The sequence below is a fragment of the Dapis hubbardiae BLCC-M172 genome, from assembly GCF_050016015.1.
Taxonomy (GTDB): Bacteria; Cyanobacteriota; Cyanobacteriia; order Cyanobacteriales; family Microcoleaceae; genus Trichodesmium.
The window spans coordinates 1-14,980 of record NZ_JBNHEQ010000098.1 but is presented as its reverse complement, the minus strand read 5'-3'; the positions used below and the strand labels follow the sequence as shown (position 1 = coordinate 14,980).

Annotated in this window: 13 protein-coding genes; 2 read left to right on the top strand and 11 right to left on the bottom strand. The window is 38.9% G+C overall.

Features of this window, described 5'->3' with window-relative positions; all coding sequences use genetic code 11:
• Positions 1–55: 55 nt before the first annotated feature.
• Together ACP6PK_RS09395 and ACP6PK_RS09390 are read left to right on the top strand one after the other, a co-directional pair.
• Positions 56–472 (top strand): serine/threonine protein kinase, encoded by a 417-nt coding sequence (locus ACP6PK_RS09395; protein WP_256386661.1) that lies wholly within the window; start codon positions 56–58, stop codon positions 470–472.
• A 132-nt stretch (positions 473–604) separates the two neighbouring features.
• Positions 605–733 carry a hypothetical protein gene (locus ACP6PK_RS09390; RefSeq protein WP_426559384.1) on the top strand — a complete coding sequence of 43 codons (129 nt, stop codon included), beginning with the start codon at positions 605–607 and terminating at the stop codon, positions 731–733.
• 418 nt (positions 734–1,151) lie between these two features.
• Here ACP6PK_RS09390 and ACP6PK_RS09385 read toward each other — a convergent pair whose 3' ends face one another.
• The 11 genes from ACP6PK_RS09385 to ACP6PK_RS09335 all read right to left on the bottom strand — a co-directional run bounded on the left by ACP6PK_RS09385 (position 1,152) and on the right by ACP6PK_RS09335 (position 14,626).
• Complete coding sequence (locus ACP6PK_RS09385; RefSeq protein WP_426559383.1) at positions 1,152–2,054, bottom strand: S66 peptidase family protein; 903 nt, start codon at positions 2,052–2,054, stop codon at positions 1,152–1,154.
• 740 nt (positions 2,055–2,794) lie between these two features.
• Positions 2,795–3,220 carry an ATP-binding protein gene (locus tag ACP6PK_RS09380; protein ID WP_094671731.1) on the bottom strand — a complete coding sequence of 142 codons (426 nt, stop codon included), beginning with the start codon at positions 3,218–3,220 and terminating at the stop codon, positions 2,795–2,797.
• A gap of 271 nt (positions 3,221–3,491) precedes the next feature.
• The gene (locus tag ACP6PK_RS09375; RefSeq protein WP_426559382.1) at positions 3,492–4,868 is read right to left on the bottom strand and encodes a GAF domain-containing SpoIIE family protein phosphatase; all 1,377 of its coding nucleotides are present in this window, start codon (positions 4,866–4,868) and stop codon (positions 3,492–3,494) included.
• 576 nt (positions 4,869–5,444) lie between these two features.
• Complete coding sequence (locus ACP6PK_RS09370; protein ID WP_426559381.1) at positions 5,445–5,783, bottom strand: anti-sigma factor antagonist; 339 nt, start codon at positions 5,781–5,783, stop codon at positions 5,445–5,447.
• Between the two features lie 247 nt (positions 5,784–6,030).
• A complete protein-coding gene (glgX, locus tag ACP6PK_RS09365) occupies positions 6,031–8,151 on the bottom strand; it encodes a glycogen debranching protein GlgX (protein ID WP_426559380.1) in 2,121 nt (706 codons plus the stop codon).
• 234 nt (positions 8,152–8,385) lie between these two features.
• Positions 8,386–8,727 (bottom strand): anti-sigma factor antagonist, encoded by a 342-nt coding sequence (locus tag ACP6PK_RS09360; protein ID WP_426559379.1) that lies wholly within the window; start codon positions 8,725–8,727, stop codon positions 8,386–8,388.
• Between the two features lie 431 nt (positions 8,728–9,158).
• On the bottom strand, positions 9,159–10,979 hold the full coding sequence (locus ACP6PK_RS09355; protein WP_426559378.1) for an AGE family epimerase/isomerase: 1,821 nt from the start codon (positions 10,977–10,979) through the stop codon (positions 9,159–9,161).
• A gap of 243 nt (positions 10,980–11,222) precedes the next feature.
• Complete coding sequence (locus tag ACP6PK_RS09350) at positions 11,223–11,828, bottom strand: DJ-1/PfpI family protein (protein ID WP_426559377.1); 606 nt, start codon at positions 11,826–11,828, stop codon at positions 11,223–11,225.
• A 715-nt stretch (positions 11,829–12,543) separates the two neighbouring features.
• The gene (locus ACP6PK_RS09345; RefSeq protein ID WP_094676070.1) at positions 12,544–13,110 is read right to left on the bottom strand and encodes a hypothetical protein; all 567 of its coding nucleotides are present in this window, start codon (positions 13,108–13,110) and stop codon (positions 12,544–12,546) included.
• Between the two features lie 42 nt (positions 13,111–13,152).
• Positions 13,153–14,091, bottom strand: a complete 939-nt coding sequence (locus ACP6PK_RS09340) for an EthD domain-containing protein (protein ID WP_094676068.1) — start codon at positions 14,089–14,091, stop codon at positions 13,153–13,155.
• A gap of 169 nt (positions 14,092–14,260) precedes the next feature.
• Positions 14,261–14,626 (bottom strand): carboxymuconolactone decarboxylase family protein, encoded by a 366-nt coding sequence (locus ACP6PK_RS09335; protein WP_094676066.1) that lies wholly within the window; start codon positions 14,624–14,626, stop codon positions 14,261–14,263.
• Positions 14,627–14,980: the final 354 nt, after the last annotated feature.

Sequence of the window (14,980 nt, the reverse complement as noted above, 5' to 3'; positions counted from 1 at the left end):
AACAGCAAAAGCGATGGAACAATTCATAGGTCAAATTTGACACGATCGCTATCGCATCCAATCTGTACTTGGCACTCAAACTGGTCGTAGAACTTTTCTGGCTAACGACTTACAAACAGATTCCTTGGTTGTGGTTAAGTTGTTGTTATTTAGCTCCGACTTTACTTGGGAACATCTGAAACTGTTTGAACGGAAAGCTGAAGTGCTGAAATTTATCGAACATCCCGCCATTCCTGAATACCTGGATTACTTTGATGTGGAGATGGAGTTAGGAAAAGGTTTTGCCCTAGTTCAAACTTATATTGAGGCTAAATCTTTGTCCGACTGGATACAGTCTGGTCGTACCTTTAGCGAAAATGATATTAAAGCGATCGCCAAAGAGCTATTAAAAATTTTAGATTATGTGCATAGTCGTCAACCACCTATTATTCATCGGGATATTAAACCCAGTAATAAGGAAGAAGTTTTGTAGTCATGAAGTGAAAACCGCTATAATTAGGGCTTGCTGAATAAGTCTGCTAGTAAGGCAAGGGAATAGGGAACAGGGAACAGGGAACAGTTTAGACTGTCTACTAAGGCCAGATTTTGGTGGTGGTGCATAGTAATGGTAGAGAGAGTGTGGGAAGTGTGGGAAATGTGGGAAGTGTGGGGAAAAATTACAAATATCTTCACCATTACTATGCAGGACTACCCAGATTTTCTGACAGATATGGTCAAAACTTTACTATTTTGAGACAACAACAGTCAAAAATTAGGTACTTTTTCAGGACTTAAAAAGGCTAAAACCAATACCAGTTAATGCTTTGATATTTATTCAGCCAACCCTAATTATCAATATCTGTCTAATTCTTATATCATGTCCGGATGATTAGGTATAAATAAAATATTTGGCTATCAAGAGGATATATTTTAATTTTTCCCCTACTTCCCTACTCCCCTACTCCCCTACTCCTCTACTCCCCTACTCCCCTACTATCTTAAATTATAAGCGTTCAATCGGACATAGTATTACTTCCTGATAATATCAAATCCCCTCTTCACGGAAGTCATATCAGAAACCGGGTTTGTTGGAGGTTAATGGTAGGGACGCCCTTATGCAACGTCCGTACAAGGGTATTTGATACAAACCCGGTTTCTGGGCTTTTTTATACCTATACTACCGGATTTGATACAATTTCCAAAATACCTCGGTCTCCATCAAGATTGGCCTCTACTCCTAGAGGGAGAGCTGCATTGGAGCCATCATGGCCAAAGGGAAGATCGGAGACAATAGGAATATTTAGGTCAGCCAAGCGATCGCACAATACTTCCTCCACAGTAAACTCAGTACGCTCCATTCGTCCAGGAGAACACTGGCTAAACCGCCCCAGAGCTATACCTTTAACCTGCTGGAAAACACCAGCCATGCGCCAGTGGGTCAACATTCGGTCAATCCGGTAAGGAGCTTCATTCACATCTTCTAAAGCTAAAATTGTCCCAGTCAAATCTGGTTGATACTTAGTACCCAATAAATGAGTAGCAACAGTCAAATTTGCAGGCATTAAATAGCCCTTTGCTTGACCACCACCCCAACCCTTTCCTTTTAAAGGTTCTAAGGGACGACCCTCTACCAAATCAAATAGTCGTTGAATTGACCACTCTGGTTCAGCAGATAAGGTAGTCAATAATGGACCATGAACGCAGGTAAAATCTTTTTTGCTAAATGTCCATAGTAGGGCTGTAATATCAGAAAAACCAATCAACCATTTAGGTGTAGGTATTGATGGCCATTGCCAATTTTCCAGTAAGCGAGCAGCACCATAACCACCCCTAGCACAGAGAATTCCACGAATATTTTTATTATTAATAGCCTCTGCTAATTGACCACAGCGACTTTCATCTGTACCTGCTAAATAACCCCACTCCTTATCGTAGCCTGGAGTTAGTTCAACTTGGTAGCCACGCGATCGCCAAATTTCTACTCCTTTGTTAAAAGCATCTAACTCTCGCAGACAACCACTAGGTGAAATAACTTGTAGTAAGTCACCTGGTTTTAAGTAATTTTGATTTAGCATATTAGACATCTCCATAAAAGAGGGAACAGGGAACAGGGAACAGGGAATAGGGGAGATTCATTAATTGATAATTACCTCTGGTTAAAACCGTTCTTAATTGAATATCAGGAAATATGATTTCTTCTCTTGGTCGATTGGATATGGCGTTTAGCGTCCCGGAGGGAAGGAGACCCGAAGAATGCAGAGCCGCTCCGCTTTATATGTTGCGAAGCAAAACGCCATCCCATCCTGACGGAATGCGAGCAATTCATGTCGCGAAGCGAAACGACCGCTTTTTTCCCCTATCCAAGGGGAGGCTTCAAGGCGCGAATTATTTAATTATTAATAATTAATAATTCGGTAATTTATAATTTATAGGACTTACGCAGAGACGCTATCCGCAGGAGCAATTCATGTTTGCGGAGCATGACCTAGGAAATTGGCCCTACGAAAAACACAATTTATACATGGTCTTTGCGTAAGTCCTGATTTATATAGGACTTACGCAAAGACCATGTATATAGTGTTCAAAACTATAACGATATAGTTTTTTGACTCTATATATAGCACCTCTGCGTAAGTCTTGTTATGGATAATAATTGATTTTATTGGTCATTTTTGGAGAAGTCTATTAAGTAAAATTATTCTTATATTAAATACAAAAAATTCTGCAAATATACGAATCTCCCCATCTCCCCATCTCCCCATCTCCCTATGTCCCTATCAATCTTGAGTAACAAACATTAACGTATTTCATATTATTATGTTGTAGTCCTATTCACAACTAAAATATTACGATTCCGATCACCTATATGTTCATAAATAAACTTATCAACACTTTGATAAGCTAAGTGAATTCCATAACCACCAAGGGGACGCTCTTCCATTCTTTTTTTTAAGTCTTCTTCTGTAAGTGCTTCTTTCGTAGTAGGATCATAAGGTTTTGCCGTATCTTCAATATAAACGGTTAAACTTGTTTCATCTATTTTAGCTTCTACAGATATACTTCCTTCTAATCCATTCTCATTATAACCATGAGTAATAATATTTGTTGCTATTTCATCTACTGCTAAACATAATTTATATGATACTTTTTTTTCTAAACCCGCTTCTGTTGCTGCTGACTTAACATATTGACGAATTCGTCCTAAGTTCTCTAGTTTTCCTAGTAATATTAATGCTTCCATAAATCCTCCTTTCTGTGTTTTTTTTTAATAAAAAATCAAGTAAATTATTGCACAAAAATAACCAATTTTTTAGCGGAAAATTGTGGGTATGCGCCTCCCCTTTTAAGGGAATGAAAAAAATATTTAACTCGGTATTTCAAGCCTCCGAGTTTAGTCTGAGGTTCACTGATAACTGTTAGCGCAGCTCCTCCGCAGGAGGCTAACTGAAATGACCCCCTACTGCCTACTCCCTACTCCCTACTCCCTACTCCCTCTTTTCTAATAGTTTTAGTTAATTTCTCCGCACCGCTAACATTGTAATATCATCAAATTGTGCTGCATCTTCCATATAATCAAACAACTTATTTTTAATGCGCCCTATCAATTCTGATGCAGAATTAGCCGGCTTTTCCACCATTTCTTTTAGTCTTTTATCTGTAAATAATTTTCCCTCCGGGCATTTTGCTTCAGTCACGCCATCGGTATAACCTATTAGTATTTCTCCAGGCTCTAACTGAACTTCTTTAATTTCAAACTTCATATTTGGCATCATTCCTACCGCAGGTCCAGTAGAATTTAGGGTCTGTTTTATGCCATCTTGATTAATAATAAACAGAGGTTCATGTCCTCCATTAACGTAACTAAGTAAACCCGTTTTTGGATCTAGCACCCCAAAAAATAATGTAGCAAACATACTCATTTGCCAATGGTTTTGCGCAACATAGTCATTAGTAAGGCGAACAGCTTGAAGAGCTTTCTCGTGAGCTAAATTAATTGAAGTTGTAGTTGCTTGTAATTTATCTTCCTCAGAAGAAAAGATGCGAATTAAGCTGCGGAATAAAGCCATAAATAATGCTGCACCCACTCCCTTATCACAAACATCCGCTATTACTAACCCTATTTGATCGTTGCCAAGAGTAAAAGCATCGTAAAAATCTCCCGCTACTTGTTTAGCAGGATGAAAACAAGCAACTATTTCCCAATCATCCAACTTAGGAATATCATAAGGGAGAAAATCTATCTGAATTTGTCTACCCTTTTCTAACTCATGGTCAAGAGCTTTAGAATAAATATCTAGTTGTCCATACAGTCTAGCATTTTCGAGAACTAACCCTATTTGTTCAGCAGTAGCTTCCATTGACTCTGCCATTCTGTCGGTAAAATGATTAGGTTGAGAGTGCAATAAAGTAATAATACCAAGCAAATTTTGATTATTGATAATTGGAACACCTAATGCTGAACGAACTATGTAAGGTTGATTAGGTAAAGTTAGCCAGCGATCGTCCTGTTCTGTATCAGTAATTAATCCTATCTCACGGTTACGACTTACCCAACCTGCTAACCCTTTATCTAAAACACTACCTATTAGTTTAGTCCGTTGTTCGGGACTTACTTCAGTGCGAGTGAGAATAGCATCTACAATTTTCTTAGATGCAGGATCTAGTAAAAATAAACTTCCTTTTTCTGTGGCAGTGACATCAGCACAAACATCCAAAGTTTTTTGTAAAGCAGCCTTAATAATTCCTCCTGGTTTAGAGGAGCATCCTGTCGTTACTTCTATCAATACCTTTTGAGCTAGTCGGTAAGCTGCTATTTCATCTTGTTGTCTCGCCATTTCCTTTTGCAGAGACTTTATTTCTTCTCTCAGATTTTCTTCTGTTGTTCCCATTGCTGATAATATTGATAATGGATGATTAATAATGGATAATTCTGGTTTGCTGATTAAATATAAAAGTATTGACGGATAAAGGTTTTAGCAATTTCAGGTCTTGAAAAAGTACCAGCTTTTCGGTTGATAGAGCTAAAAAAGTTAGCATTTTGGGGTAACTATGGCAGAAAAATTAAGGGACTATTCTTCTGACTACCTACCTATAACTCCCATTTCTCCTGTACGGGTAATTGGCGTTTTGCATTCTGCAAAGCTATCCTAGGTCATACTCCACAAACGCTTTATATGTCCCGCAGCGTTTAGCGTTCCGCACAACTTTCCGTTCCGGAATGCTCCGCAAACGTTAACGCTTCGTGACATGAAAAACGCCCCTTGTGCGCTAGCTAAACGGCTGTCGCCGACATGAATGCGCAGTATTCTGTAGGAAATCTACCCCTACAACTCTTCCCCCTCACTAAAAGACTTATTCAGCAAACCCTAATTAATCTCCAGAGGTTTAAAGCCTCTTTACCAATGGATAATGGACAGTTGATAATTAGAGATAGTCTTCATTATCCATTATCCATTATCCATTAATTAAGCTTCTATCTTAGCTGCATCATATTCATCCAGCAAATAAACACTCTGATCGAAGCCAGTTTTCTTGATAGTATCCAGCACCATTTCTTGAACACTTACCATATAAATATCAACACCTGTTCCCATTTTTTGTTTAGCAAAAATCAATACCCGTAGACCTGCACTTGCCATAAATTCTAGGTCTTGCATCATCAAAACAAGTCTTTTCGGACTTGTCGCTGCTGCTTCCTCTACTTTTGTTTTAAAATCAGGAGCTGTAGCTCCATCTAATTCTCCAGATAATGTTATTTTAGCAATATTATCTTTGATTGTTTCTAGGGTTGCTGTAAAAGCCATAATTTTTCCTTTGTTGTTGATTTTTTGTGATTTTTAGGACTTACGCAGAAACTGGATTGATCTACGAAATTTCGTGATTTAAACAATAATAATCAGGGTAATAAACCCGGTTTCTTTAGCAATTTCACGAAAAAAGGGTGGGAGAGCAGAAAGTTAGCATTAAAGGCAGACAAGGGCCAAAAAATTACTCCCCCACTCCCCCACTCCCCCACTCCCCCACTCCCCCACTCCCCTACTCCCCTACTCCTTATCTACTTACCAGAATAACTACGGAGCGATCGCCAAGCAATAACCCCTGTTGATTTTCTAACACAGGTTCAGTCCCAGGTACCCAAGAATCTTGTGGTGAGGCACAAGCAGTATTAGCAAAAACGTACCACTTCTTCCCATCTGATAAACCGGGAATATCAAACCAGATACTTTCCCAGTGCATATTCATTGCTACATAAATATCATTATCTTTTTCTGTTGCTTCTCTGGCGTGTTTACCACAAAGCATAAAAGCAATAGTCCGAGAATGTTCAGACCAGTCAGCATTCCAAACCTGAGTACCATGCCAAGTAATATCTAAATTCCCACTACCAGCATAATCTTGATTTCGGAAATGGTTGTGATTTCTTAATACTGGGTGAGCTTTCCGAAATGCAATACAATTCTTTACAAACCTAAATAATTCGGCATTAGTTCCCAGAAATTCCCAGTTTAACCAATTTAGTTCCGAGTCGTGGCAATAAGTATTATTATTACCATTTTTACTCCGCCCTATTTCATCACCCATCAGCAACATGGGTACACCTTGACTAACCATCATAATTGCGATCGCATTTCGCATCTGACGACTACGCAAAGCATTTATTCCTGGGTCATCAGTCCAACCCTCCGCCCCACAGTTCCAACTTTCGTTATCATTCGCACCATCATTATTATTTTCCCCATTAGCTTCATTATGTTTATCGTTGTAGGACACCATATCAGCTAAAGTGAAACCGTCATGGGCGGTAATAAAATTAATAGATGTTGCGGGTGCGCGACCTTGCCAAGCATAGAGGTCTGGGGAACCTTGTATGCGTTGCGCCATTTCTCCTACAGTACAATCACCTTTAATAAACTTCCGAATAGCATCGCGATACTTACCATTCCATTCTGCCCAACGTCCAAAAGCAGGAAAAGAACCTACCTGATATAAACCACCAGCATCCCAAGCTTCTGCAATTAACTTACAGTTAGCTAAAATTGGGTCAAAAGCCAAAGTTTCTAACAGTGGAGGATTTGCTAATGGTGCGCCCCAGGGGTCACGTCCAAGAATTGAAGCCAAATCAAACCGGAAACCATCAATATGATATTCACTTGCCCAATAGCGCAAACAATCTAATACCACATTTCTGACAATTGGGTTATTACAATTAATAGTATTACCGCAACCACTAAAGTTAAAATAATAACCTTCGGGTGTTAACATATAATAGGTCTTATTGTCAATACCCCGGAAAGAAATTGTCGGACCATTTTCATTTCCTTCTGCTGTGTGGTTGAAAACAACATCCAGAATTACTTCAATTCCATTTTTATGCAGCTCTTTAACTAGAGTTTTTAACTCATCCATCTGCATCCCTAACTTACCTGTAGCTGCATATCCAGCTTTCGGAGCAAAAAATCCGACCGTGCTATAACCCCAATAATTGTAGAGCATTTCCCCTGTTATCGGGCTGGGGCGGGAATTTTCAAACTCATCAAATTCATAAACAGGCATTAACTCAACAGCATTAACACCTAATTCTTTCAGATAGGGAATTTTTTCACGAATAGCAGCAAATGTTCCCGGATGTTTGACGCCAGAAGAGGGATGAGCAGTAAAACTACGAACGTGCATTTCATAAATAATCTGATCTTCTGGCGGAATTTCTAGAGGGCGATCGTGTTCCCAGTCAAAATCATCATAAGCAATTCTGGCTCGGTGTTGATAAGTATCATCCCAGTTTGGTATTTCCCCCCAAACATCCCGACCCCCAATAACTTTAGCGTAGGGGTCCATAAGAATTTTACTTTTGTCGAACCATTGACCGTCATGGAAATTATTCGGTCCATCCATGCGGTAACCATATTCGATATTCTCAACATCAAGGTCAAAGACAATCATACAATAGACATTCCCTATCCTAAATTCTTCAGGAAAAGGAATTTCCTCCATTGGTTCTGAAGCGCCTTTTTGAAACAATACCAATGTACAAGATGTGGCATGAGAAGAGAAGATGGAAAAATTTACTCCCCCAGGCACCATAGTTGCACCGAATGGAAAAGACTTTCCACTACGCAGTTTAAAGTCACCGTGACTGTGGGTAGGGTGAATATCAATACGATCTAGTAACATGACTTATGGATAATTAATAATGGATAATTGATAATTAATAATGGATAATTGATAATGGATAATTGATAATTGATAATGAAAACCATCTCTAATTAGGGTTTACTGAAAAAGTCTTTTTGCTACTCTAGGGAGTAGACATTGCATGCAACATCCCTATAAAGTCAGGAGAAATTAGAAATTTTTGAGATTTAATCAGCAAGTCCTAATTATCAATTATTAATTATGAATTATCAATTATTCCTTGAGTGTTACTATTCCTGACTCAACATTGGTAGCAGTTGTAAAAAAGTCTAGAAACCCAGTTACAGACATAGTATCTTCAAGTTCTTCAGAAAGTCCTACCAATACTACTTTTCCATTTTTTGCTTGTGTTTGTCGGTATAAAGATAGTAATGTGCGTAACCCAGCGCTAGACATATATGGCACATTGGTCATATCTACTAGAATTTTACTGTCAGGAGTAGTTAGGGGTAGTATTTGTTCGGAAACTTTAGGTGCTGTATTCGCGTCAATGTCTCCTGTTAATTCTACTACTTTAATTTCTTCTTCTGTTCTAATATTAATTTCGATTGCCATTTGATTTATTGTAATAATACTCAGATGTTTTAGATGTAGGTTGGGTTGTTTGCGTTAGCAAAGCAAAGCAAAGCATGGAACGTAGCTTGCTTCTTTGCAGGAGTAACCCAACATAATAATTAGTTCAGTAGGGTGCGTTTTCGGCTGTCGCCGATATGTTTGCGGAGCATTCCGTCAGGAAAAATTAAATGTAACGCATCGCCTCTCCCATATATTTTTCGGGTTCGAGTTAAGCACCGCCTCTCCCATATATTTCGGTGCGTTACGCTTCTCTAACGCACCCTACTGAACTGGACTGACACAGCTAATTTTGTGCATTGGGGCGGGTTTATATAAATCTTAGAGTAAGCATTAAAATTCTACTTAAAACCCGCCCCTACTATTGGACTATTTTGGCTGTGTCACTACACTACTGAACTTACTATACTTTATCAGTTCGGTACAATATTTACCTTAACTGTCACCCGTTCCTTAGTTTCAGGCAACTTGACAAAAAGTTTATCCGCATCAAAATCACTGTAGGGTTTCCCATCAATTTCTACCGAACCAATTTTAATGCTACCTGGAGGCAGAATATCCGGTGATACTCGCAAAATATTATCAGGGAACCCACCAGGAATAGGCTTAAAGTAAAAATCCATTGGTTGCTTAGTCACCAACAAATTAGTATAAACAGCAGCGAGGAAACATAATTCTGTGGAGTGATAACCGCTCATGGAGTGGGAACCTTTACCTCTTTCATTACCACTTGCCAAGAAAGGAATACCGTTAGCAAGAACGTTGAAATAAACCCCACCATCTTCTGTATCCAGGAACCAAGCGTTATAAAAAGCAGCAGCTTCCCGCGCTAAACGATGATATTCTCCATCTCCTAAAACTCCAGCCAGAATATAATAAGCTAGAATAGACTGTTCTTGCTGCCACCAAGCTTTGCGATCGTGCCAAACAAAACGGTGAGTCTGTTCACCTTCTCCTAATGCTCTTTCTACCACATCATACCAACCACCTCGTTGTTGGTCACTACCCACTGCTGGCATCAACTCAGCAATTTTCTTCGCCATATTAACATAAGCATCCTTGGGTTTGAGACTATTCATCCGCATCAAATTCCAGGATATTTTCATATTGTGACCAACTACTGCTCGGTTTTGCTGCCATCCCCAAGTCTGGTCTGGACTCCAGTCTTCAAAGAATTTTTCATTGACGAAGGGGCAGTTTTCGTAGTCTGGGAAACGCTTTTCGATAGTATCGAAAGTGTATTCGAGCATATCTGCATATTCTGGTTTTTCTGTTGCCAACCAGAGATTAATTAGATATGCTGGTGCATGGTCCCCCACTGAGTTCCAGTTTTTGGTACCTTTGTTCCGCCCTAATGACTCGCTCACTGGATCTAAAGTAATAGGATCTAAGTGAGAATAATAACCACCACGATCGCTTTTATCTAGGAAAAAGTCGTTGAATAACTTAATAGTTTTCTCCGTATCATCCATGATCCGAGGGTCACCATTGAGGCGATAAGTTTGTAACGGACCTGCCAGGGCGTAAATTTGTTCGTAAGCAGGAATAGCATCGTAGTCATCGCCAAATTCTGAAGCGAAAATTTTCTGTTCCCGTTCCCCTTGCACATCGATACCATGATACCAATAAACAATACCCTCGTCTAAGTCCACAAACCTCATGTGGTCTCGCAGATATTCAGTACCTTTTTCTGCTGCTTCTAGGAAAATTTCGTCCCCAGTCATCATGTATCCTGTAGCCATTCCGTAAACCATCCGGGAGATAGTATCAGTTTCTTGACGGAAGTTTACCTGTGATTTTGCACCAGATAGACTTAGGGTTGTGCGATAGTCGCGGTAGTCTATTTCTTCGTCACCAAATTGAGCTTTGACATAAAAATTAGCTAGGGAGCGAACCTGATCTACCCACCAGTTTTGTTTTTCAAATATATAGTCATCTGCTTGACGACCGACAAATACTATTTGTTTGGCTTCAAATATGGGACTATCTGGGTAAAATACTCCATAAGTGAATAGATACCGACCAGGTTGCAACATTGAGCGCATAGAACCTGTTGCATCTGGGTATGCTTCATCTAAGTTTTGTATTAGTTTGGCATAACTTGTGGGGGATAGTCGGGCTTGAAATTCTCTGCCATCTGTTGTTTTGATGCCAAAAATATCTGTAGCTGAGTTGAAGTTAGTAACATACCCGGCGATCAGGTCTGAGAAGGTAAACTCTACTGGGATACTCATGTTTGGATTATTTTTAAACTGTGTTTACAAATTTTTTAATTAGGACTTATGCAGAAACCAGGTTTCTCAAAATTTCGCATTCAGAAAACAATAAATGCAATCAACCCGGTTTCTTGTTTGGGTGTCTCATTAATTGATCGTGAATAATAGATAATTACCTTTGGTTAAAACCGTACTTGATTTAATTAATAATGGATAATGAAAACTATCTCTAATCATCAATTATCAATTATCAATTATCAATTATCCATTAGCTTCGATCGCTTCGACAAATTTTTCCATAAATTCATCTGTTACACCTGGATGTTTTGCTGTGATTAAGTTACCATCAATAACTAAATCTGCTGTTTGGTCTCCATCAAATATTACATCTGCTCCAGCATTTTCTACATCACAAATAATGTTATGAGCGCAGGTAACTTTTTTATCTTTAAGCATTTCATTGTCAGCACAAAACAGCCATAAACTATGACAAATTGCTCCTAATTTTACATTTTCTGTATTAACAGCATTCCGCAAAAATACTACTGCTGGTGCTTGATTTTTTTCACCTTTTTTGGGGTTTACCTGATAACGCAACCTATCTGTGGCATAAGCACCAATACAGATAATACCTTTATAATCTGAGGGATTAACATCATTAACTTCTGTGGAAACTGTAACTTGTTCTTCCACAACATTATTCTCTGGGTTAGAGCCAAAATGTAGTTCTTTTTGCCCCCACAAGTGAGTAATATATTCTACTTCATAGCCTTTTGTGGGAAAAAATTCATTAAATTTACGATATTCTGTAGAATCAAAATGGTCTTCAATTAAGACTCCAATTTTACCTTTTGTTGCTGTTGCCATTTTTTTTGACTCCTGATTTTCTTTATTGGGTATAATCTACAAATGAAATATTTATTCAGATGTTATTCTAGCTTTCAAATCAGATAAAATAACTCAAAATAAGAGATTCAATTAGATTGCAATTATTACAATTATCTCAGACTTTTTTTAGTTGTTACTCTGCTGATTAAATCTCAAACCTTTAACAATAAATGCTTTAGACTTTTTGAGAATAAAAAAAGCGCCAGATTTTCAGTAATAACTTGTGAAAAAAACTGTAGTGGTTTGGTCTCCAAATCCCTTTTTCACCAAAAAATCAGGTCTCAAGCCTCCCCTTTTAAGGGGATGAAAAAGCGGTCGTTTCGCTTCGCGACATGAATTGCTCGCAGTCCGTCAGGATGAGATGGCGTTAGCGAAGCGGGTCCGTAGGAGCGGGTCTCCCGAAGAGCGCAGAGCCGCTCCGCTTTATATGTCGCGCAGCGTTAACGTTTGCGGAGCATTCCGTCAGGAAAGTTGTGCGGAACGCTAAACGCCATATCTAATCGACCAAGAGAAATCAAATTCAGTATTTCAAGCCTCTGGGTTTAGCCAGAGGCAGGTGTTAACTGTTAACTGTTAACTGAAATGACTTGGGTTGGGAAACCAAACCCCTACACAAAACTGAAATGACTTGGGTTGGGAAACCAAACCCCTACACAAAAATGTTGCAACCTGTCTAGGATTACTATATCTAGTTTTATGTCGTAATCAATTTCAGAAGTTCTGCTGCTGCAAATACATCCCGGTAGAATGTTAATTGTTCAGTTTTCAAATAGCAACCACCTCTGTGACCGCGACGCACCCAAGTTACATTTCCCTTTGCAATAGTTTCGTTAGTTTCCACATCTACACTTTTCCACTCAAAAAATGTATGTTCTCCAGAAAACATAACTATTGGCCAGCACATAACACATCCTGGCTGAGAAATCAATGCCCACCAATGCTGTTCCCTTTCTTTTTGTTCCTCTAGACCAAAATATTGTCCGTCTTGGCACAAATAAATCAAATCCTTGTAATATTCTGCCGTGAGAAGATCACCGCGACTCTGCCTCAAAGCTTCACAATGAGTAGGCCACCACTCTTTATTTTCTTTCTCTATTTGTTCTAATGTGTAGTCAGGACCAACTGCTGGTAATGTTTCCTCTTTCATAGAAATAAATTTTTCTGCTAGAGTAATCATCTCTGTGGCAACATCAGCAGCTACTGGAACGGCTCGAGAGTAATCTACTGCTAGGTCTTTGTAGTAATTTGTGCGTTGGCGCATAATATCCCCGTTAGTTGTTTTTTGCTTGGTTAAAATTAAGAATTAATGAGTCAAATTATTAGTCAACATTAGATCAACTACATCATTTTGTAGTTGATTAGCAGCTCCAATATCCATAATTAACTGAGCTACTGTTGAGCTTCGCTGACCTGCCAATGTCATTTTACCATCATTGACAAATGTGTAAGCAGTCCTTTCTGGAAATGGTCTTATTTGTTTAACATACTTACTGTGTTCGCTCACTAACTCTTGATATTCTTTAGATACAAAAAGTAGTTCTAGTTCTAAGCGGTTCCAGTAAGCTATTTCTACTGCAGCTTGATAATTTAGTTCTGGTAGTTCAGAGTGGGATACTCCACCTGCATCTGGCCTAGTGTTATCAACTTCCTCAAATAGATGTAATCGCAGTTTCAACACTTGATCCATTTTTGCCAGAGCTGGAGCAAACTTCTCTTTATAGTATGTACGAAACTCTTCTACACTTACTCCATCAGCTTTCCTAATCATGCAGTGGTACTTTTCTAACCCTTGATGACCATTAGGAGAACCATTTTCAATTCCATCTTTGAAGGTTATAGAGTTACCAGGGTTTGTATTATAACCTATTGCTTTGCTGAAGATGTTATGCTCATCATCCATCAAAATAGTCGCCGCTTTGAACCATGTTTCGCGGTCTTCTACTGTTTTGAAGGTTAATTCAGCAATGCCATCAAAGTTTTCTTCTGGAGTAGAAGCATCCACTAAGTTTCCGATACTAGGCCATATTCCCCCATCATTATGGGCAACATGAAATTGCCAATATTGGTACTGACCTGGTAGACGGGCACAAACTGGTCCGTGAACATCTCTCCAATAGTCGTCAAATAGTTCGAGGGTTATTCCTTTTCTTTTCCAAAGGAGAACATAGAAAGCTACTTGTGCTTCCTGGTCACGACTAGAATAGTCGGCAACTTCTCCTTTCTTGATTAGAGTTGATAGCATAGTTTGCTGCCTTTGCTTTTCAGAATATTACGAGTTTATCTATACTTCTGCTGAAGTTACCCAAAGATTTTTGAAGCTTTTTGAGCAAACAAGATTTTATCTCCTCAAACTTCTCACACCTCCAAGACTTCGCACCCTACCCAAACACTTTTTTTTCAGCAAATCTTAATTATTTCGGTGGGAATAATTCGTTTAATTCCTCTTTTAATTCTCCGAGGGCACCAAAGCAACCTGCTGCTTTATTAAATCCTGCATAAACACAGGTGAATACTAGCAGTTCCTCTATTTCTTCCAAAGTTGCCCCTTGAGACATTGCCATCTTAACGTGAGCGCCAAATGGGTTTCCCGGACCTACATGATCTTGATTAACTACATCTATTGCTACTGTGATTAGAGCTTTGGTTTTTTGGTCTATTATTGGTAGACCCCATGCTTCACCTGCTACACGAGTACAAAAGTCCCCAAATTTGGGGTTGATACTATTTAAGCCTTCTTGCAGTGCTTTGTCATCTAATACTGCGTTTTTGTATGCCATAGTTATCTGCTTAATTTTTCTAACTTGCTGTAGTCTTTATTTCTGTGTTTAAGGACTGCGATCGCACCAGCATTGTCTAGCATAATCACTTTCTCAAACAGTTTAACATTTTATCTATTAGGAATCGATCTGCTTGTGAGTGGGCAGATGACGGCCAATTTATTTTTGACCCTATATAATTGTCTGGACTTATGACTTATTGGCTCGGCTTTTTACATAAGAATGGGATTTACTTAGCCATTTATGCCAGACATTTTTTTCTATGAACTAGACTACCACTTTAAGTTACATTTTGGTTATTGACTTCTCCCCGCTTTAAAAAGACGGGGATTCTCAAAGGATGCGAAGCAGCAG